The organism is Spongiibacter sp., from assembly GCF_984394615.1.
On the sequence record NZ_CFHTQA010000030.1, the window covers coordinates 22751 to 42605 of the forward strand.

Sequence of the window (19855 nt, forward strand, 5' to 3'; positions counted from 1 at the left end):
TTGGGTCAATTACCTACATCAGCTGCGCTTAACGAGAGCTTGGCCGGATGACTGCTGTCGCCCTCCGGATGGCAAGCGGTGACATCAGCATAGCACTGCTGGATGACCGGCATATCCGCATCGAGGTCTCCGCTGGGCTGACAGGGCTCACCAAAACCGACCTCTTTGCGGCCATAATCCAGAAACACCGGCACCACCGGCACCTGCGCCCCCGCAGCAATATGATAGAAACCGCCCTTCCAGCGAGGCACCGCCTTGCGCGTGCCCTCTGGCGCAATGATCAGCACCATATCGTCGGTACCCGCAAAGGTGTCCGTCATCTGCTGAACAACGTTATTCTGGCTGCCGCGATCCACCGAAATCCCGCCCAGCCAGCGCATCAGGCTGCCCAGTGGGCCGACAAATACGCTGTCCTTGACCATGAATCGCGCTTGCCGCCCCAGTGCAGCCCCCAGGCCTACCATCAGGAAAAAGTCCCAATTGCTGGTATGTGGCGCCACAACCATCACATATTTCCGCTCGGCTGGCGGCTGAGTAGAGAACGTCCAGCCTGCCAGTCGGAACCCGCCCTGAAAGAGGACGCGAATTAACCAGAGAATACGAGGGTAACTGCAAACGGTTTTGCGCTGCGCAGGCAAAGCTGAAGATGAGTGCATGATGGACATCATTATTATTGGCTTTTAACACCCCGTGCGGCCACCGGCGACCGTCACAAGTCTCACGCGGCACCCTTGCCCCTTCCGGGTGGCACCGCTATGCTCGCCAAGATAACACATAACAGGCAAGGCGTGACGCAGCACTGTCGACTCACACTCGCCCTTACCGGAGATCTTCGTGTTCAGAATTCGCGCCCTGTTTTACAGCGTTTGCGTCCTGCTGCTTGGCAGCCCGTTTGCAAGCGCTGCCGACGTCAACATCGCCGATCTTACCGTTAACCCTGCCGATGCCGGACACAGCCGCGACAATCGCGAGACATTAAGCTACTTCGGCATGCAGCTTTACTTTGACGACCGTGACGACCTGCTGGACAAGGCGCTGGAGCTCAAAGAGGAAAGCGAGGCCCTGGAAGCGCGCTCGCGAGGCTTTCTGTTAATTCCTGGCGACGAACAGGATCTGGTCGCCGCCCTGGAGAATCTCGACGGCGCGATCACCAGTTTGCGTGGTGAACTGGACTTCGTCTTCGCCGGTAAGAAAGACAGTCCAGTCCACTATGTTATGGGCACAGAATTACGTGGCACCGCGCGCTTCTACTATGATCCGGGCGATGAGCAACGGCTGCGATTCGCAAGCATTACCGGCCTATTCCGCCCTCTGGACCTCGAGTCGTACATGGATGTCGCAGGGGTGATGCACAGCCATTTTGGCCTGAATCTGCATTATCAACTGGAGAACTTCGGCCAACTGGAAATCGGCGTACTCGCCAAGCTTCAAGTCATCAGCCTGCTGGATCGCCGCATTGACTACAACGACTATGAACGCGGCGATGTCTTTGACTGGGGCACCGACATTAAAAATACCGTGCAGCCCAATATCGATCTTGGGCTTCGCAAACAACTGGGACGCGTGGGGCTGCAACTGGTCATCAGTGACCTTTACACCGAAACGCTACGAGGCCACAACGGCCACCGCTATCGCCAGCGCAGCCGTATTCAAGCCGGGTTCGACTACCGCCGCCACTGGGGCAGCCTGCAGATTATGGGCGATGTTGTGCCACGCCCACGTTTTGGTGAAGTTTCTTCTCGCCGGGATATTCGCGTAGATGGCAGCCTGCGACTGACACGCCGCTGGGACCTGCTGCTGGGCTACAACGATGTGCAGGAGCACTACGAACGCAATACCGGCAGCGCCGGGTTGCGCTACACCCTGGGCCGATCGCTGCGTTTTGACATCAGAGGAACCGCCGCGGGTAAACGCGAACTGGGCTTCCAGCTCGGCCTGCAAATGCCGCTGTAGCCCGCGCTGCTCTCAGGCCGCCTCGCGACGACCACTCACCTCAACCGCCTGCGCTTTGGCGGGAATATGACTCATCGCATGCTCGGTCAGGGCAGTGATCGTCAGCGAAGGATTCACACCGAGGTTGGCACCCAGCATCGCGCCGTCGCATACGTAAAGATTTTCATAGCCGAAAATACGATTTCGGTAATCGATGACGCCTTCCTCAGCACTGCGCCCCATCGCCGCACCGCCCATGCAATGGGCCGTGGCGGGGATATTAAACAGCACTTCGGTTAACAGGCTACCCGCCATGCCACCAAGCTTTTCCGCGGCGTGCTGAGCAAAGTCACTGGCCTCGGGAATATACGCGGGAATACGCTCGCCGTGGCTGACCATACGCTTGCTGAACGGCCAATACCAGCGGCGCTGGTAGCGCATATCAATATGTCCTTCCAGGGTCTGCATACACAGAAAAATCATCGTTTGCTTTGCCAAACCAAAGGGTACCAGCATGCGCAGCCCCTGCAGCGGTTTGGTCAGTAGCAGACCGAAGATCGTCTTCAGCCAGACCAGAATTCGGGCCGGGCCTTCCGTGCCGCGCGTCATCGCAGTGACCAGCATACCCATGGCATCGGAACCTTCGGGATAGCGGGTGGCCTCGATATGCGTGTGCTCATTCAGATACACACCCGAACCAATGGCAATGCCCTTGTCCATATCGGCATCTTTCGGCAAGCGCACGCCAATCAGCGATTCGGCATTGGTTCGCACCCGTTTGCCAAGCTGGTCGGAAATCTTCGGCAATGAACCGCTGTCGCGAAGCTTGAAGAGCAAATCCTGTGTCCCCAGCGACGATGCGGCAAAGACCACCGAACGCACCTTCCAGCGGCGACGCTGCCGACGCCACCAACGCGTGCTGGATACTGCTGTCACTTCGTAACCGTCGCGGCCATCCTCGCCCCCCAGCGGCTTAACATCCACCACGCGCATCTCGGGAATAATCTCGGCACCCTGCTTCTCGGCAAAGTACAGGTAGTTTTTGTCCAGCGTATTTTTGGCATCGTAGCGGCAACCCACCATACAGCCCCCACAGCCGATGCAACTGTTGCGATCCGGGCCTTCGCCATCAAAGTAGGGGTCGCTATATCGCTTTCCAGCGGGCTCGCCCTCATCGCCGAAGAACACGCCAACTTGTGTGCGGTAGAAGCTGTCACCACAGCCCCAGTCTTCAGCGATGTCCCTCAAGGCATAATCTGCGGGCCCGAGGATGCGGTTCTCGGTAACCCCCAACATGCGTCGTGCTTCGTCATAATGGCGAGGCATTTCGCGTTGCCAGTCGGCGAGCCCGGCCCAACTGCCTTCTTCCCAGACACTGTGCTTGGGCACCAGCAGGGTATTGGCGTAGGTGACTGAACCGCCGCCCACAGCATTGCCCTGCAAAATCAGCACATGGCGAAACCAGCGGATATTGAAAAAGCCGCGCAACCCGAGCAGCGGGCGCCACAACCAGCGACGGAAGTTCCAGTTACTGCGAGGCAAATCTTCGGCGTGCCAACGTTTACCGGCTTCCACAACCGCTACCGAATAGCCCTTCTGAGTCAGTCGATGCGCCGACACCGAGCCGCCAAAGCCCGAGCCAATTACCAGATAGTCGACGTCAAAGTCTGTCTGCGCCATGTTTTAAACCCTTTTTTCTACGTTCCGCTGCGCGCTCACCTTGCTCGCGGCACAACTCTTGGAGATACCGTTTCGAGATACTGACAACAGTTGCTGTCACTTTACATCTGACAACACGGCATGTCAAAATTCAGCCATGCCAGAATCCGCACCCCAACGCCGCCGCAGCTACCGCGGCCAAAGCTCCGATGCCCGCCGTGCAGAGCGGCGACAACTGCTATTGGAAGCCGCCCTCAATCTGATTGCCGAGCAAGGCTACAGCAACGCGACCGTGCGCAATCTCTGCGCGGCAGCAGGGCTCACCGAACGCTATTTTTACGAGTCCTTCAGCAACCGCGAGGCCCTGCTTGGAGAGTTGTATCAGCAGCAGACGGAGATTCTTCGGGAAGCGATGCTCAGCGCCATTCACCGCAGCAACGGCAGCGCTGAACAAGCGGTGAGAGCGGGACTTCAGGCGTTTTTCGAGACCTTGCAGAACTGCCCCTCACTGGCCAGAGTGATTCTGTTTGAAATTTTTGGCGTGAGTAAAACCATGGACGCGCTGTACTACCAGGCGATGGAGGATTTCGCAGCGCTGCTCGGGGAACTGGCTCAGGTATTAGGCATCGCCCGCATTGTGCCGCCGGCCAGTGATGCCATGCTCTATGCGGGCTTGGTTGGCGCCGCAGTCCAGATGGCGCGCCGCTGGGTGCTCAACGACTACCACGAGAGCCCTGACATACTTGTGGAAAGCAGCCTGCTGCTGTTCATGGCCCTGTCTGAGCAACAGGATGCGCCGCTGTCAGTCGAGCATTAACGCTCTCGTCAGTTCGTCCAGATGCTCGCTGTGCTGCTGCCAGTCTGGCATCAATTCGCTCATCAAGGCATAGAATGCGGGGCTGTGGTTCATTTCCCGCAAGTGGCAAAGCTCGTGAACAATAACCATGTCGATGCACTGCGGCGGCGCCATCATCAGTCGCGTATTCAGGCAGATCGCCCGCTGAGAACAACTTCCCCAGCGCGAGCGCATCCGGCGGAGCCGCAGTGGTGGCAGCGTCGTTACCCAACTGGCCTGCTCGGCCCAAACACTCAGACGCGCCTCCAGATACTGCTCGGCACGCCGGCGATACCAGCGCTGCAATGCCGCCTGAACCGCTTCTGCGCGGCGGTCGCTCACGGCGAGTTCCAGGATACGCGCGGCCTCATCCAGGCGCCCACCGCGCCCCTCTACCAACTGCAAGGTATATGTCTGCCCCAAGTAGAATATGCGATCGCCAGATTGCTGGGGGGCACGAGGCAAGTCCTGCTTGGCGGCGCGCTCGCGGCACTGCCACAGCCAGTCCTCATGACGGCGAAGCAGGGCATCGATATCTGACTGCCGCGCCGCAACAGGCGCCCTCACTTCGACCTCTCCTCGCGGAGAAACCAATAGCGACAAGCGGCGCTGACGTCGTGGATGACGCCTGAGGCAATAGCCTAACGCGCCCGCTTCAAGCAGTATCTGACGCTGTTCCTCAGTGGCTTTCTTTACCGCCACGACTTATACGTCAGCCACACAGGGCGGGAATTCACAGATAAATACCGCACCACCGTCGGGGTTAGCTTCATAGCGGATATCCCCCCCGTGCCCTTGCATGATCGATTGTGACACCGACAGACCGATCCCCATTCCGCCCTCTTTAGAGGTCACAAACGGGCTGAAGAGCTGTTCCTCAACCTCTCTTGCCAGGCCAAGGCCAAAGTCCCTCACCCTGAAACAGACATGCCCGCCAGCGGGAAAGGTACTGACCTCAACCGGACGGTGACTGCCCGCCGCAGCCGTAGACTCCATCGCATTGCGAATGAGGTTCAAGGCTACCTGCTGAATCTGCACCTCGTCGCCGTAAATGCTGGGCAAGTCGCCTGCCGCCTGCAACACCACCCGCGTGCGGTTGACCTTGGAGTCGACTTCGGCAAGGGCCAACACCTCTTTCAGCAGCACATTGAGATTGATTACCGACTTTGCACCCGAGGGCTTCTTCACATAGCTGCGCATGCGCTGGATCACCGCCGACGCCCGTTCAGCCTGAACCCCGATTTTGTTCAACACATCGTCCAGCTTGGCGCGCTTCTCCTCAGGCAAATCGGCCAGCAGGCGGTGTGCGACCCGCGCATAATTGGTCACGGCGGTGAGCGGTTGATTGACCTCATGGGCAATCCCGGCGGCCATTTCACCACCGGTACTCAAACGTTCGATATGGGCAAGATGCTGACGCTGCTGGTCCATTTCATTGCGCGCCTGCTCAAGCGCCCGCTGATTGGCCAGCCACTCACTGATATCACGCAACACCAGCACCGCACCGCCCTCACTGCGCGCGCTGCCACTGAGCGCAACCTGCAGGGGTTTGCCATCCCGGCGCGTCATTTCCGCGTGGTTTTTGCGCAGGCTGACCCCCGCCTCGCAAAGCAGCGACAGGGACTGATTCAGGCCGTCATCGCCGGGAAAAAGGTCCAGACCGAGGAGTGGTTCGCCCAGCGCATCGGCTTGAGGCCAACCCGTTAACTCAGCTGCCCGGGCATTCATAGAGCTGACGCGGCCCTCGGCATCAAGACCGAAAATCCCCTCTTCCACCGCATTCAAGATGCGCTGGTTTTCGTCCTCAAGTTCGGTATTGCGCCGCGCCAGAGCCCGCTCCAAACGCTGGAGCTTGATGTGGGTGCGTACCCGCGCCAACACTTCATCGGCCTGAAAGGGTTTGGCGATGTAATCGACCCCGCCGATCGCCAGACCGTGAACCTTGGACTGGCTGTCGGTCAGCGCCGACAGAAAAATCACCACAATATCTGCCGTATCGGGGTCTGCCTTTAATCGCTCACAGACCTCAAAACCGTCCATCCCCGGCATCATCACATCGAGCAGAATCAGCGATGGCTTGGCACGCTTTGCGGTATACAAGGCCGCCTCGCCGTCGCGGGCCGCCAGCAGCCGATACCCACTCCCTTCAAGGGTTTTAAACAACACCTGAAGGTTCGTCGGATTATCGTCAACCAGCAGAATCTGTTCTCCTCCCTGATCACGCGTCATGCAGGCTGACTCCCTCGTCCAGTCCCTCGAACAGCTGCGCCAGCCGTTCAAAATCAAATTCCCTTAACAGCCGTTCCGCCTCATCGCTCAGGGCGGACTGCTGGGGATAACGCCTGCGCAATTGCCCCAGCAATTCGCGCAATCCGGTCACATCCCCCACATCCACAGCTTCCTTTAGTTGCTGAATAAAGGCTTCCGGCAAATCTATCGCGACGCGTACCGGCGTCACCTCCACGGGCTCGTCTGCGGGCTCGACAGGCTCCGCGCGTATCACCGTTGCTGTCGCTCGGCCGCAGAAACGCACCATGACTTTGTACAGTTCATTCATACTGATCGGCTTCGGCAAGAAATCATCGCAGCCGACCGATCGCGCTTCCGCCACCATGCCTTCATCGGTAGTGGCCGAAGCCATAACAATGTTCACATTCAGCTTCATTTCCTGCTTGATAATGCGGGTTGCCTCCATGCCGTCCATCTCGGGCATACGCAGATCCATCAGCACAATATCCGCCGGGCGCTCCTTCAGCAGCTCAATGACTTCCAGTCCATTGGCGGCCTCGCGAACATCGCTGGTAATGTCATCCAACATGCCGAGCAGTACCTGGCGGTTCACCATCACGTCATCGGCCACGATCACTGCCGGATTGCCTGCGATCATGTCACTGCTGAGTTCCTCGCTGCGGCGGCCCGCATCGCCATCAGGCAGGCTCCCGACGCGTTCAACAACAATCAGCGGAATGTGGAAGTAGAAGCAGCTACCCACGCCGACTTTACTGCGCAAGTTCAAACTGCCGCCCATCGCCTCCACCAGTCGCCGACAGATCGACAGACCGAGCCCGGTCCCCTTGCCGTCCTGCGGATTGACCTGTTTGAAGGGTTCGAATACATCGTGCAGCTTCGACTCGGGAATGCCGATACCGGAGTCCGTGACCTCGAAGTCCAGCGTATCCCGCTCATCGCGGACGAATATTTTGAGACTGACCTTGCCCTTATTGGTGAACTTGACCGCATTGTCGAGCAAGTTCACCAGCACCTGCCGCAGCTTCACCGCATCAAATTCCAGTTCCTGCGGCACGCTGGTATCGATATCGATAATAAACTCCAGGCCTTTTGACTTGGCCCGGTGCCCGACGATATCGCCCACACTGGCAATCACATCGTCCAGCTTATTGGCTTCGGGCAAGATATTAATGTTGCCGCTCTCGATCTTGGCGAGATCCAGCACATCATTAATCAGATTGAGCAGGTGCTTGCCGCAACTCTCGATGGCGCGCAAATATTCCTGACTTTCTCCCGGCAGTCCCACCTCTTTCTGCAACAGCTGGGCATAACCCAATACGCCATTCAGCGGCGTGCGCAGCTCGTGGCTGACACTGGACAGGAACTGGCTTTTCGCGTGCAGGGCATCCTCTGCAGAAATGCGTGCATCGACCAGATCCTGCTCCATCCGCTTGCGATCAGTGATATCAATCATAATGCCCATCGCACGCAACGGCTGGTCGCGGTCATCGTTTTCCACCACATCGCCACGGCTGTATATCCAGCGGTAGTTCCCGGCGCTGTCGCGCACGCGAAATTCGACACTGTTGCCCGTGGCCAGCCCTAACCAGCTATCGACCGCCGAGGCAATAATCTGCAGATCATCCGGGCAGGCCACTTCTTTATAAGAGCCAACGGGATGGGGTTTAGAGAGCGGCCGGTATCCCAGCGAGCGGAAAAAGCTGGGGCTCACCATGACGAGGCCAGTACTCAGATCAAGATCCCAGAGGTGATTCTGCGCCGCATCCAACGCCAACTGAAAACGGCGCTCACTCAGCTTCAGCGCGCGCTCAGTCTGCGTACGCTTGTCGACCATGAAATTCGCGTCTTCTGCCAGGCGCTGAAATTCGGCGAATGGCAGACGGTTGACGTCGATAAAGGTCGAGCGCTTGCTGGCGTCGGCAAAAAACTGCTGAAAGATACTGAAGCCATGAGCGCTGCGCTGCGCCAGCCAGCGAGCGGCAATCATCGAGAACAGCATCAGCCCGAAGGCGATCAGCATAATAGACAGGATATGTTCTTCGACTCGCGCCTGCAGTGCAGAGCGCTCATCCAGCAGCTTGGCATTCAGCTCGTCCAGGAAGACGGCCGACCCCAGAACCCAGCCCCAGGGTTCGTAACGACGCAGATAGGAGACCACCGGCTGCGGCTGGTCCGGCTGTTCGTTATTCGGCCAGCTCAACTCGGTGAACAGGCTGTTCTCCTTGCTGTCCATGCGCCGCGCGGCTTCCAGCACACCGGGCATCGTCGTGCCGACGGCTTCGGGGTGATAGCCGTTCACCAATTGCCGCCCCGCGGCATCGACCACAAACAGAATAGAGTTGTCGGTGTCGACCGGCACCGCCGCAATGCGCTCAATCACTTCCTGTTGCACACGGCCAATTTCCGCATGCAGGTAGACACTGGCGCCGATGTAGACATTCAACGGCTCGTAGTAATACACAAAACTGAAGTTGCGCTCACTACCACCACGACTGCTGTCGTTGACCCGATATTCGACGAAGTCGTAATTTTTCTCTTTGGTCACCGACTTGATCTGAGCGGCAAAAGCCTTGAGCACTTTGGCATCACTCAGCCGCTTGCTGCCATCGGGATGCATCGGGGGCAGAATATCCTGCCCATCGCCGCCGAATAGAAAGAAGAAGCCGTTATTGTCGTGAAAGCTGAGGGCACCCATGGTGGTGCGAAGACGATTGAGCAGCTCGTTGCGACTTTCCCCTTGAGACTCTTTGCGGGTGTTTTCCAGCAGCGACAGTCCCACCGCCAGTTGCTGGCGCAGGTCGTTGTAGAGCTGGCGGTTCAACTGCGTGCGCCGAAACTCAAGGTATTCGACGGCTTTGTCCACCTCCCGGCGCAGCAGTTCGCGGCGCGTCTCAATATAGTTATTGCGCCAATCTTCACTCTGCTCGGTATACTGCTCGTATTCTTTGGCGATCCAAATATAGCCGAGAATTGCCAGCGGAATCGCCGACAGCGCGACCAGGCTGAGCAGGTAGATCTGTACTAAACTGCGCTTCGGTTTCATGCGCACCCTATGCTGTTGTTTTAAGCCGCCATCTGGCGCATATCGCCAAAGCTTATCGGCTCAATTGGCAGTCCGCCAGTATCGGGGGGCTAAATTCGCAAATAGGCTGGTCAATGGCCCTGCGTTTCCGCTAATCTGAAAGCAATAACATCGAACGAGCAAGGACGGAATAATGACCAAAGAAGCTACTGTCTACTTGGTAGAAGACGACGACGCGGTTCGCGACTCGCTGCAGATGGTGCTGGAGTCCGTAGGCTACCACGTAGCGGCCTACTCCCGTGCTGACAGCTTCCTTGAAGAATTTTCTACCGATATGGCCGGCTGTCTCGTGCTGGACATCCGTATGCCCGGTATGAATGGTATGGAGCTGCAGCGTCAGCTGAACATGCGAAACTCGATTCTGCCCATCATTTTTGTGACTGGCCACGGTGATGTGCCGATGGCTGTCGAAGCCATGCAGCGCGGCGCGGTAGACTTTGTTCAGAAGCCCTACCGTGAAGAAGAACTGCTGGGCAAAATTCAGCAGGCCATTGCCGCGGATACCGAAAACCGCGCCGAACTCGATGCCAAACACAAAATCATTGAGCGCTTGGCCGAACTGACGCCACGGGAAAAGCAGGTCATGGAGCTGATGATCGAAGGTAAAGCCAATAAGGTGATTGCCTACGATCTGGATATCAGCCAGCGTACCGTCGAGATTCACCGCGCGCGCGTTATGGAGAAAATGGGTGTGCGCTCACTGGCTCACCTGGTGCGCATGGTCATGGCCGCTGAAGATAACGGCAGCGCTCAGTAATCTAACTCAGCCACTCCCTCTCAAGCATCCCGGCTCAGCCATCCCCACTTAGCAAGGCATCGATGCGCGCCAGCGCATCGAGCAAGCCCGCGACTGGCAAGCGCTGTCCTCGATAAAACTCTTCCGCCATAGGCGTAATACTGCAGGCACCAGGCAGTGCTTCCTCCTGCTCGATCAGAAAGCGAATGCGGGGGATAAAAATGAACTGCAGCCACTGATTAAACCGCAAGGTATCCACCGCAAATGGCTGCTCACTGCGCAGCGCTTCGACGGGGGGTGAGACCCGATCCCAGTGGCCGATGCCACGCAACTCCGCTTCAATATCTATCAGGGTGGCGGCAATTAATGCGTCGTGTTCCATCGCTATTCAATACGCTGCTGGTAGGGCGGCATTGAGTCCAGCATCTGGCGCCCGTAGCGCCGGGTCACAATGCGCCGATCAAGAATGGTGATGCGGCCGCGATCCGATTCACTGCGCAGCAGGCGGCCGCTGGCCTGTACCAGCTTGACCGCCGCATCAGGCACAGTGATTTCCACAAAGGGGTTGCCGTTGTTGCGACTGATCCACTCTGCCAACGCCTCTTCCACGGGGTCTTCCGGCACCGCAAAGGGGATTTTGGCAATCACCACATGGCTGCAATACTTGCCGGGCAAATCCACACCTTCGGCAAAGCTGGCCAGACCGAAAATCACACTGCCCTTGCCCTCATCCACGCGCTGACGATGCTGGCTGAGAATTTCGTGCTTGGGTAACTCCCCCTGCGCCAGAATCAGTCGCCGCAAAGACAGCGGCACGCCTTCCAGCACTGCATTCAGCTGGCGCCGGGAAGCGAACAGGACGAGACTGCCCTCATCCTTATTCAGCAGTTCGGGGAGCATCTCAATCAGTGCCTCGGTGTGGGCCTCGGCATCCCCCGCATCGCAGGCCATGGCGGGAATGTATAACTCGCCCGCCTCGGCATGCTGGAAGGGACTGGGCACCACCTCAAAACTGGCATCCTCATACAGCCCCGCCCGCATACTGAAACGCTTGAAACTGCCCAGCGCGGTCAAGGTGGCCGACGTCAGCACCGCGCCATAACAGCGAGACCACAGGGACGATTGCAAGGTTTTCGCGGCCAGAATCGGACTGCTGTTCAGCTCCATATCCATCAGGCCTTGCCCCGCTTCAACCAACGTCAGCCAGCGGGCAATGGGGGGCTTCTCCTTGCTGGTATCACTGGCGTAAGACTGCCACAGCGCCAGTATGGTCTGGCAACGAAAGCGCATGGCAGAAACATCGGCCAGCCACTGCTCCAGCTCATCGCGTCGCTGCTCTAGCGTCCCCTTGTCCAACCCTTCCTGCAGCGTTTCAATCAATCCTTCCGTATGCTGAACCAGCGCACCAAATGCCGCTCGCAGCTCGCGCGCCAGCGCGGCCAGCTCAGCGGGAACCTGACCATCTTCAAACCGACGCAGTTTTTTCCCCTGCCGCTCTCCGGCATCGTCGAGCAAATCCACCAATTGGCTGCGCAACGGCTGCATGCCCTCGCGCGCAGCAATAAGCAGATTAAGTAACGATTCAAACTGCCCCCGCAGCGATTTTTGCATGGCAGGCAAGGCCAGGATCGGCGCTATTGAACGCTCCGCCTGCTCCAGCCAGCGCTCACTGGCACCCAGCCGGAAGCTGGCACTGAAATGGTTAATGACTTTATCCGGCAGGTGGTGCGCCTCATCAAATACGTAGATGCACTCTTCCGGCGGCGGCAGAATCGCCCCCCCTCCCAGCGCCAGATCCGCGAGTACGAGGTCATGGTTTGCCACAACCACCTCAGCCTGCGTCATCGCTTCCCGCGCTTTGAAAAAGCTGCACTGTTTAACGTGGCTGCAACGTCGCCCGCCACACTGTGCGTGGTCAGTGGTAACGCGCTGCCACTGCTCCTCTGGCAGCACCGCTTCCCAGTTGTCGCGATCGCCGTCCCATTTACCCTGAGCCAGGTTTTCAGCAAAGTGCTTGTAGAGAGTCAGTGCGTCATTGTCCGGCGCCGCGCTGCGCTCATCGGGATACAGGGGCAACACCTGTGTGTCACCACCGCTTAATAGCTGATCAAGTTTTGAAAGACACAGATAACGTCGGCGCCCTTTTGACAGGCTCAGCGTGAACGACAGACCACTGTGCTGGAGAATATCCGGCAAGTCACGCTGCAAGATCTGCTCCTGCAGAGCGACAGTCGCCGTCGCGATAACCAGTGTCTTGTTCGCCTCGCGGGCAATGGGTATCGCTGCCAGGGCATAGGCCAGCGTCTTGCCCGTTCCGGTGCCCGCCTCCACCACACAGAGGTGGTCGCCGCCACTGCGTAAATGCTCCTGATTGCGCTTGATGCCACCCAGCACCCGAGCAATATGTGCAATCATCAGGCGCTGGCCAAGCCGGGGTTTCAGCGACTTGCTGTTCAGAAACTGGCGGTAAGCCCCCTGAATCTGCGATTTCAGATCATCACTGAGCACCGACAACTCCCGGCGCGCCGGCACTAGGCATTTGCTGCCTCCTGAGCCACGTCTTTCAGACGCAACTGATTGACCAGCGGCTGTGCGTAAATTTCCAAGGCTCGACGGCGGTAATCCGGCGGCATTTTGGTGAAATGCTCATCAAACTCCGCCACCTGCTTGTCCGAAATCTCTGGCAGATCCAGCGCCCGCCAGCGTGCGTCGTCGTGCAGTCGCATATAGGCCAGCACATTACTGCTATGCAGTGGATAATTGCCGATAATCTCGCGATCCAGCGCGGCAGCCAGCGCCGCCGCGTCGGCGTAATCGCCCTGCATACGCGGACCAAAGTGCACATGGACACGGCCCTTGTTACCGACAATGCCAGTGCCAATGCTTTTCAGATCTTCGTGTTCCGCCTTCTGGTAAGCGCCGTCGCGTTCAATCTGTACCAACTCGCGCGCCTTGGCCGCATCCAATGGATCCCATTCATAGGAAATCGACACCGGCACCACATTCATGGCCGCCACAAATTCGGCAAAGCTCTCGCTGCCCTTGTCCTGCGACATACCAATCATTTTGATCAGCGCCACTTCCGTCGCGTCATTGCCGTCCTTTGCCCGCCCCTCTCGCTGGGCGATCCAGATAGAGGCACGCTCTTCCAGCAGAGAATGGCGTATGTAATTGGACAGCTTGCGGAAGGCCGCCAGCATCTGCCGCGGCCCCTTGGCGCTGCGCTGTACAATAAAGCTCTTGTTAATCCGCATCAGATCCGCGGCAAAGGGCTTCGACAGCAAGTTATCCCCAATCGCAATCCGCACGGTGTCCAGGCCATTGTGGTAGAGCGCGTAGTTGACGAACGCCGGGTCCAGGGCGATGTCGCGATGATTACTGATAAACAGATAGGCTTTCCCGGGCGACAGATGCTCGACGCCCGACACCACAAATTCTCTCGTACTGCCCTCGATCATCTGGTCCATGTAGACCTTAACGACCGACTGAAAGGCCGCAACAGAGTCCACACCGGTGAGCTGTCGGCGCAGAATCCGGGAAACCAGCGGGCGTAACAGCCCCGGGAACCAACGATTAAGACGGGGCATGCGCAAGCTGGCCACCGCGGCGATCAACTCCGGGTCAATCAGCAAACGGTCAAGAACGTCTCGAACCTCGTTATCGTGATAGGGTCGGATATCGGCAAATTCATCCATTATTCTTCATACTCAGCACACCAGAGGCCCGGCCGGGGCCACACAAACCAGCCGGGATTCTACCCCAATTACCTCCCTGATGCGTGTTCCCCATGTCAGTAGCCGCCACCGATTGCCGCAACACGCCCGCACTGCCAACTAGACATGCAAAGTCCTTCCTCTAAGCGGCCAAAATCGCTTTAATCGGGCAACCTAACGAGAAAACTACGATAACGAGGACACCCATGAGCCTGGACAACTTCTCACTTAAAGGCCGACGCGCACTCATTACCGGCGCCTCCTCCGGCCTCGGTCATGGCATCGCCAAGGGACTTGCTGCCGCCGGCGCCGAAATCATTGCCTGTGCCCGACGCGTGGATCGACTGGAAGCACTGGTTGCCGACATTCGCCAGTCTGGCGGCAAAGCCTGCGCCGTTGCCATGGATGTCGCCAACCGTGACAGCGTCAACGCCGCTTACGACCAAGCCATCGCCGAGTTGGGGGTGCCCGACATCATCATCAACAACGCCGGCGTGGCCGACCCGAAAAACTTCCTGAAAGCCGACGAAGCCTCACGCGACTTTGTGATGAACACGAACTTCAACGGCGTGTGGAACGTCGCCCAGGAAGGCGCCCGTCGCATGGTAGAGGCGAACCTGCCCGGCAGCATCATCAACATCGCCTCTGTGCTGGCCGTCATGGCACAGACCGGCCAGGCAACGTACTGCGCCTCCAAGGCCGCCGTCGCCCATCTGACCAATGTGATGTCGCTGGATTTAATGCGCCACAACATCCGCGTTAATGCTATCGCGCCGGGCTGGTTTCTGACTGAGATGAACGAAGATTTCTTCGCGACGCAGGCGGGGAAAGACTACATCAGCACCATGCCGGCTCGTCGCCTCGGGAGCATCGACGAGCTGATCGGCCCCGTCATTCTGCTTGCCAGCGAAGCCGGCTCCTTCATCAACGGCACCCTGCTGCCTGTCGATGGCGCCATTCGTCACAGCGCCTGAGCACTTTTCTCGAGAAAATAAGCCTTTGCACAAACAAAGGCTTGCAAGACCCAAAGGTCGTCCCTATAATGCGCGACCTGTCTTGAGGAACAAGACAACCAGTCAATTGCGGGGTGGAGCAGTCTGGTAGCTCGTCGGGCTCATAACCCGAAGGTCGTTGGTTCGAATCCAGCCCCCGCTACCAAAAAAAAAAGGCGAATCATGCACTTAGCAGATTCGCCTTTTTTGTCGCCTAAGTAAAAGTCTCTCTGTGCCCATTCTGTGCCCACAGTGTGCCCATTTCCAAATTTAGCTTGCAGCAAACACAACGCACCATGACCTTCGGGCACCCTATTCGGCCAAAAGAAATTGCTGTAAAACTTCAGGCATGACACTGGCGATACAGCGCAACTAGCGGAGACGATAATTTTGGAAGAAGAACAGAACATCAAGTTTTCAGAACTGACCCAGGAGGTAGCGGCTGGCAACACGTCCGTCAATATCGAAATATATCGACTCGAAGGTCAGCAAGGTTGGTGCTTAGAGATTGTAGATGAGCACGGCAACTCTACTGCCTGGGACGAGGCATTTACTACCGACACAGAAGCACTTAACGAAGCTAAAAAAACTATAGCCACGGACGGCATACAGTCTTTTATAGGCCCAGAGGGTGGCGAGAAATTAGAGGGCTGGATATAAGCAAGGCAATCTAACAAAGGACCGCCTAACTCCTCACGAAAAATCCTGTCTAGGCACCACGACTACCGAAAACTACTCACTATCCTTTATGTGAGTCACCAAGCTATTGATTTGGCAATCGAAGTAAGTACAGAGGCGATCCAAAGCCTCTGACTTCACGCTAGCGCCCGGGTGATTGATCATCTTTGATAGAGTCATCCTGTTCAAACCCGTCTCATCTGCGACCTCACCTATCGTGATTCGCCTCTTTTCACTGAATTCCTTCTCAGCAATCAGTTCTTTCAAGTGATATCGAAGCACCGAACACCCTTTGATCATTTAAATAATCAATTAATGCTTGCAACATGCCTTACTTTTGATTATTTTGATAATCAAGTGATTGCAGCAGTAATCATTTGCCCAGATTTAGACAGAGGATTTTCGCATGAGCATGACATACCTGACAACTGAGGAGCTGTCCTCAAAAATCAAATATGATCCTAGAACCATCCGCCAACAACTCAAAGATAGCGTGCTTTTAGAAGGCCGCCATTACATTCGGCCCTTCGGCGGCAGAAAGATTCTCTACTTATGGGAAACTATCGAAAAAGACATGCTCGAAGGATCAGAGTCGAACTTAGCAATCCCCTTTGCAAATGGAGGGGTCTCACATGGCTAAGATCAGAACTCGCAAAGAGACCAATAAACTCTTCATCGACTTTAGAATCAACGGAAAGCGTTTTCGCGAACAAACGCTGCTGGAGGATAGCCCACGAAACCGGAAGAAACTCGAAGTCTATGTCCAAAAGATGGAGGCTAAAATCCTCCTCGGGGAATTCAATTACTCTGAGTTTTTCCCAAATAGCTCAAACACTCAGAAATTCCTCTCATTGACCACGGGAGCTTTGTCCGCATCAAACCACAACCATACTGGCCAACGTCTTAATGACCACGGGCACATATTCAGCGAGTTCGCATACCAATGGCAGCAAGAGAAGCAAGTGGAGTGGCGCGCTTCTCATGCACGCAACATTGAATGTGTTCTCAACAGTTCACTGATCCCGTTCTTTGGACAAAAGTCGCTCCAAGAGATAACCAAGGCTGAAATACTGACATTTCGCTCAGAGCTTGCCAGTAAACCCGGTCGAGGTGCCCCGTTCCGCTCACCCAAGACGATCAACTCCCACATGACGATCCTGAAGTCGATTCTTGAGGAAGCATCAGACCGTTATGGCTTTGAAAGCCCTTACAAGAATATCAAGCCACTGAAGCTGCAACGCAGTCATGTTGAGCCGTTTTCACTTGCCGAAGTAAATCAAATCATCGGTGCGGTGAGGAAGGACTTCAAGCACTACTACACGGTGCGCTTTTATTCGGGGATGCGTACCGGAGAGATCGATGGCCTGCGCTGGGAGCATGTGGATTTTGATCGCGGGCTTATTGCGGTGCGCGAAACGCTTGTTGCCGGCAAAACGGAATACACCAAGACTGATGGAAGTCAGCGGGATATCCCCATGCTAGGGCCGGTGCGAGAGGCTCTCCAGGCGCAGTTTGTCGCAACAGGTAAGCTCAGCGCTTACGTGTTCTGCAATACTGAAGGTAAGCCCCTTGACCATAATAATGTAACCAAGCGCGTTTGGTACCCGCTCCTGAGGCATCTGGGCCTTAAGAAACGGCGCCCCTACCAAACCCGTCACACTGCAGCGACGTTGTTGCTCGCAGCAGGCGAAAACCCTGAGTGGGTTGCCCGATTTCTCGGCCATGCCAGCACCGAGATGCTCTTCAAAGTGTATTCCCGGTATATCCCTAACCTTACAAGAATGGATGGCTCTGCTTTCGAGAAACTACTAACAATCCAGACAGCCCCTGACCTTACCCCCAAAATGGAGGATCGAGACCATGTCTAAGTCTTGGACTAATGCCCCTGTAAACGCATCAAGCAAAAAAGACGGCATCCGCCTTCTACAGACCCGTCGCCTAGACCATTGTCAGTTCCGCGTGCTAGGGCGACATGACCGATTGGGTGAACACGGCGATCCTCGATGTTCGCTTCGACTGGGGAATCTCGCTGGCACTGCCCTTATTCACATAGACCCACTGTCTTCGCCTCAGTGGTGGCAAAGCCTCAAACATGGCGATGTGATTTCAATCTCTGGTGAGCTGCGCGCCTTCCCCAGTCAGTGGGAAATCTTGGCAGAATCGGCATATACACCATGCGAGTCTGAACTGAGACCCACCGCACTTTTCCCATGCGACTGGGTGTTACCCGCATTCAAGCCGCAACTGAAGGCTGTGGTTCGCCACTGGAACAATATCAAAGATGATAGATTAAGAGCTTTTCTCGCTAACATTTTCAGCGATGCAGCCAACGCAATGGGCTTTCTGAATGTACCGGGAAGCCTAATACACCATCATGCTTACCAGGGCGGATTGCTCGACCACACTGCTGACATGCTTATTCGATTCGGGGGCTGTCACCCAAAAGCAAACGGAAACTTGGAACGAGACTTGGTTACCACCCTTATCCTGACACACGATATCGGTAAGACCGCAACGCTAGTTGGAGAAGGTCGAGGAAAGCATCAGCCTCATGATATGGCTGCGCTTGAGCTAATGGCTCAGCCGCTAGTGGAACTCGAGGCGCGCTCACCTGTATTAGCGAATATCATTCGAGGGTATTTCCGGCCTAGGAGCTGGCTTCCAAAAACTCATCATCGAGCTTATGTCATTGTATCTGGATTGGACCGGAGCAGCGGAGCGAGTAATGATCTTAATGCCCAGCAGTACTCTTAAGATAGTTGTTATAGGTGGACTGGCGTCTAACGTAGCCAAGGATCGGCATTCAGCGTCGCCTCGACAGCGGTCTTTGTCAGCATCTGACTGAACATGTTGAGATCTTTTTCAGTCTTAAGGGTCTTGGCGTCCTCGCGTGTGAAGGCTTCCACTTCTTTCTTGTTCACATTGCTTATCCTCACCCTGTAAGAGTTCATTCTTAGGCGGTCTACTCAGTTTTATTTACTGGCTCTATGCGGTTAACGACTGCCCTTATTCAGAGTCGCCTCAGCACTTGAAGCTCTCGTACTCTGTCGCTAGGGCGCACGTCTGTGTCTCACCCGGCCAGCCCCGCGGGTGCGGGGAACGCCATTGCGCAAGCACATGGCTCTAATCCAATGTCGGTTCAGCCGCGCGGGTGCGGGGAACGCCTGATTTACAATGGCTGGCTTATTGATTCACCCGTAATTTGTCCGAAGATGTTTACCAATAGCTGGCCATTTTGATGGGTTTTTGATCTATTCTTGCGGTTCTTCCGCCTCATTTTAGCTAATGTTCACTAATAATATGGCCGAGTATTGATGCATAAGAAAGCCAAAAATGTCTATAAATAACAGTTGGTTATGAATTTGTAGTCGCTGGTGCTCACGTGTCAGGAGAAAACTCGCTTTCGCTGCTTCAATCAACAACATCGCTACCGCAGAAGACTTAGACATAACACTCCTATCCTATATCTGCAAACAACTCAGCGAGCTCGCCAAGCTCACCGTTATCTCGCATTAGCCATCCTCGAATGCGATGGATTTCTTCCGGCTCAACGGGTGTCGTATGCATGAGACAGTTTCGTAACTCACCAATCGATCGCAATTGAGATATGCCTTCCCAATTCAGTATTTGATTCAAGCCAGGGCTCTGCTTTCTTAAAAATGCGACCAACTGATGCTCCGGAGATGTGCTGGAACCCGGTCGAATACCGATAGAGAGAGTCTTCACCATCGCCCCTAAATTCATTTTGTCTCGGGCGCCTTCAATGAAAGCTGAGAAAGGTGTCTCACGCGTAAATCGGCACTCTGTTTGATAGCGCACTTTGAACTCATCGAACGATTGGTTGACCGCGTCTTCGAACCATTTCATGAGATAAACTACAGACGCTTCTTCGTGCTCTGATACAAGTAATTGAAAGGCTTTTGCTAAGGAAGGTCTGCACAACCTCTCCCTTTTATAAAATATCGCCAAATTTCCGCG

The 19855-nt window shown here is 56.0% G+C and carries 19 protein-coding genes and 1 tRNA gene; 9 read left to right on the forward strand and 11 right to left on the reverse strand.

Annotation, left to right across the window (positions count from 1 at the left end; genetic code table 11):
- Positions 1–5: 5 nt before the first annotated feature.
- On the reverse strand, positions 6–656 hold the full coding sequence (locus AC5DB9_RS11770) for a lysophospholipid acyltransferase family protein (protein ID WP_273009086.1): 651 nt from the start codon (positions 654–656) through the stop codon (positions 6–8).
- Between the two features lie 178 nt (positions 657–834).
- Between AC5DB9_RS11770 and traF the strand changes: the two genes are divergently transcribed.
- Positions 835–1953, forward strand: coding sequence for a conjugal transfer protein TraF (gene traF, locus AC5DB9_RS11775; protein ID WP_273009084.1), 1119 nt, complete (start codon positions 835–837; stop codon positions 1951–1953).
- Positions 1954–1965: 12 nt separating this feature from the next.
- Here traF and AC5DB9_RS11780 read toward each other — a convergent pair whose 3' ends face one another.
- Entirely contained in the window at positions 1966–3612 is a 1647-nt protein-coding gene (locus tag AC5DB9_RS11780) for a cholesterol oxidase (protein WP_272991046.1), read from the reverse strand.
- 136 nt (positions 3613–3748) lie between these two features.
- On the opposite strand from AC5DB9_RS11780, the gene AC5DB9_RS11785 reads away from it, so the two are divergent.
- Positions 3749–4408 carry a TetR/AcrR family transcriptional regulator gene (locus tag AC5DB9_RS11785; RefSeq protein WP_272991043.1) on the forward strand — a complete coding sequence of 220 codons (660 nt, stop codon included), beginning with the start codon at positions 3749–3751 and terminating at the stop codon, positions 4406–4408.
- Here the strand turns inward: AC5DB9_RS11785 and AC5DB9_RS11790 are convergent.
- Genes AC5DB9_RS11790 through AC5DB9_RS11800 form a run of 3 tightly spaced genes read right to left on the reverse strand, consistent with a single transcriptional unit; the run spans position 4394 to position 9719 of the window.
- Positions 4394–5128, reverse strand: a complete 735-nt coding sequence (locus tag AC5DB9_RS11790) for a M48 family metallopeptidase (RefSeq protein WP_272991039.1) — start codon at positions 5126–5128, stop codon at positions 4394–4396. The genes AC5DB9_RS11785 and AC5DB9_RS11790 overlap by 15 nt on opposite strands.
- A 3-nt stretch (positions 5129–5131) precedes the next feature.
- Positions 5132–6655, reverse strand: coding sequence for an ATP-binding response regulator (locus AC5DB9_RS11795; RefSeq protein WP_272991037.1), 1524 nt, complete (start codon positions 6653–6655; stop codon positions 5132–5134).
- A complete protein-coding gene (locus AC5DB9_RS11800; protein WP_272991034.1) occupies positions 6645–9719 on the reverse strand; it encodes a cache domain-containing protein in 3075 nt (1024 codons plus the stop codon). The genes AC5DB9_RS11795 and AC5DB9_RS11800 overlap by 11 nt, the downstream gene beginning before the upstream one ends.
- A 172-nt stretch (positions 9720–9891) precedes the next feature.
- On the opposite strand from AC5DB9_RS11800, the gene fixJ reads away from it, so the two are divergent.
- Positions 9892–10515: a response regulator FixJ gene (fixJ, locus tag AC5DB9_RS11805; protein ID WP_022958277.1), complete on the forward strand. Its 624-nt coding sequence runs from the start codon at positions 9892–9894 to the stop codon at positions 10513–10515.
- Positions 10516–10549: 34 nt separating this feature from the next.
- On the opposite strand, the gene AC5DB9_RS11810 is transcribed toward fixJ, so the two are convergent.
- Genes AC5DB9_RS11810 through AC5DB9_RS11820 form a run of 3 tightly spaced genes read right to left on the reverse strand, consistent with a single transcriptional unit; the run spans position 10550 to position 14189 of the window.
- Entirely contained in the window at positions 10550–10876 is a 327-nt protein-coding gene (locus AC5DB9_RS11810; protein WP_272991031.1) for a YqcC family protein, read from the reverse strand.
- Between the two features lie 2 nt (positions 10877–10878).
- The gene (dinG, locus tag AC5DB9_RS11815; protein ID WP_272991029.1) at positions 10879–13002 is read right to left on the reverse strand and encodes an ATP-dependent DNA helicase DinG; all 2124 of its coding nucleotides are present in this window, start codon (positions 13000–13002) and stop codon (positions 10879–10881) included.
- Between the two features lie 23 nt (positions 13003–13025).
- A complete protein-coding gene (locus AC5DB9_RS11820; RefSeq protein WP_491732053.1) occupies positions 13026–14189 on the reverse strand; it encodes a 1-acyl-sn-glycerol-3-phosphate acyltransferase in 1164 nt (387 codons plus the stop codon).
- A gap of 224 nt (positions 14190–14413) precedes the next feature.
- On the opposite strand from AC5DB9_RS11820, the gene AC5DB9_RS11825 reads away from it, so the two are divergent.
- The 3 genes from AC5DB9_RS11825 (at position 14414) to AC5DB9_RS11835 (ending at position 15859) form a co-directional block, all read left to right on the forward strand.
- Positions 14414–15181: an SDR family NAD(P)-dependent oxidoreductase gene (locus AC5DB9_RS11825; RefSeq protein WP_272991025.1), complete on the forward strand. Its 768-nt coding sequence runs from the start codon at positions 14414–14416 to the stop codon at positions 15179–15181.
- Between the two features lie 107 nt (positions 15182–15288).
- Positions 15289–15365: transfer RNA gene (locus AC5DB9_RS11830), tRNA-Met, on the forward strand.
- A 224-nt stretch (positions 15366–15589) separates the two neighbouring features.
- Positions 15590–15859 carry a hypothetical protein gene (locus AC5DB9_RS11835; RefSeq protein WP_272991024.1) on the forward strand — a complete coding sequence of 90 codons (270 nt, stop codon included), beginning with the start codon at positions 15590–15592 and terminating at the stop codon, positions 15857–15859.
- Between the two features lie 72 nt (positions 15860–15931).
- On the opposite strand, the gene AC5DB9_RS11840 is transcribed toward AC5DB9_RS11835, so the two are convergent.
- Positions 15932–16177: a helix-turn-helix domain-containing protein gene (locus AC5DB9_RS11840; RefSeq protein ID WP_353744105.1), complete on the reverse strand. Its 246-nt coding sequence runs from the start codon at positions 16175–16177 to the stop codon at positions 15932–15934.
- A gap of 106 nt (positions 16178–16283) precedes the next feature.
- Between AC5DB9_RS11840 and AC5DB9_RS11845 the strand changes: the two genes are divergently transcribed.
- From AC5DB9_RS11845 to AC5DB9_RS11855, 3 genes are read left to right on the forward strand one after another with little or no spacing between them, the layout of a single operon-like run.
- Positions 16284–16517: a hypothetical protein gene (locus AC5DB9_RS11845; protein ID WP_272991021.1), complete on the forward strand. Its 234-nt coding sequence runs from the start codon at positions 16284–16286 to the stop codon at positions 16515–16517.
- Positions 16510–17745 carry a tyrosine-type recombinase/integrase gene (locus AC5DB9_RS11850; RefSeq protein WP_272991018.1) on the forward strand — a complete coding sequence of 412 codons (1236 nt, stop codon included), beginning with the start codon at positions 16510–16512 and terminating at the stop codon, positions 17743–17745. Before AC5DB9_RS11845 ends, AC5DB9_RS11850 begins: the two co-directional genes overlap by 8 nt.
- Positions 17738–18631, forward strand: coding sequence for a TraI domain-containing protein (locus AC5DB9_RS11855; RefSeq protein WP_272991015.1), 894 nt, complete (start codon positions 17738–17740; stop codon positions 18629–18631). Before AC5DB9_RS11850 ends, AC5DB9_RS11855 begins: the two co-directional genes overlap by 8 nt.
- A gap of 26 nt (positions 18632–18657) precedes the next feature.
- Here the strand turns inward: AC5DB9_RS11855 and AC5DB9_RS11860 are convergent, their stop codons facing one another.
- Together AC5DB9_RS11860 and AC5DB9_RS11865 are read right to left on the reverse strand one after the other, a co-directional pair.
- Positions 18658–18798: a hypothetical protein gene (locus tag AC5DB9_RS11860; RefSeq protein WP_272991012.1), complete on the reverse strand. Its 141-nt coding sequence runs from the start codon at positions 18796–18798 to the stop codon at positions 18658–18660.
- Between the two features lie 535 nt (positions 18799–19333).
- Positions 19334–19855, reverse strand: a 522-nt coding sequence (locus AC5DB9_RS11865; RefSeq protein WP_348657756.1) for a hypothetical protein, incomplete at its 5' end; no start/stop codon positions are given.

Coding starts and splice junctions, on each gene's coding strand:
- AC5DB9_RS11795 (WP_272991037.1), bottom strand. CDS start 6,655: ATGACGCGTGATCAGGGAGGAGAACAGATTCTGCTGGTTGACGATAAT.
- AC5DB9_RS11825 (WP_272991025.1), top strand. CDS start 14,414: ATGAGCCTGGACAACTTCTCACTTAAAGGCCGACGCGCACTCATTACC.
- AC5DB9_RS11770 (WP_273009086.1), bottom strand. CDS start 656: ATGCACTCATCTTCAGCTTTGCCTGCGCAGCGCAAAACCGTTTGCAGT.
- AC5DB9_RS11855 (WP_272991015.1), top strand. CDS start 17,738: ATGTCTAAGTCTTGGACTAATGCCCCTGTAAACGCATCAAGCAAAAAA.
- AC5DB9_RS11785 (WP_272991043.1), top strand. CDS start 3,749: ATGCCAGAATCCGCACCCCAACGCCGCCGCAGCTACCGCGGCCAAAGC.
- AC5DB9_RS11810 (WP_272991031.1), bottom strand. CDS start 10,876: ATGGAACACGACGCATTAATTGCCGCCACCCTGATAGATATTGAAGCG.
- fixJ (WP_022958277.1), top strand. CDS start 9,892: ATGACCAAAGAAGCTACTGTCTACTTGGTAGAAGACGACGACGCGGTT.
- AC5DB9_RS11845 (WP_272991021.1), top strand. CDS start 16,284: ATGAGCATGACATACCTGACAACTGAGGAGCTGTCCTCAAAAATCAAA.
- AC5DB9_RS11820 (WP_491732053.1), bottom strand. CDS start 14,189: ATGGATGAATTTGCCGATATCCGACCCTATCACGATAACGAGGTTCGA.
- AC5DB9_RS11850 (WP_272991018.1), top strand. CDS start 16,510: ATGGCTAAGATCAGAACTCGCAAAGAGACCAATAAACTCTTCATCGAC.
- AC5DB9_RS11840 (WP_353744105.1), bottom strand. CDS start 16,177: ATGATCAAAGGGTGTTCGGTGCTTCGATATCACTTGAAAGAACTGATT.
- AC5DB9_RS11800 (WP_272991034.1), bottom strand. CDS start 9,719: ATGAAACCGAAGCGCAGTTTAGTACAGATCTACCTGCTCAGCCTGGTC.
- AC5DB9_RS11780 (WP_272991046.1), bottom strand. CDS start 3,612: ATGGCGCAGACAGACTTTGACGTCGACTATCTGGTAATTGGCTCGGGC.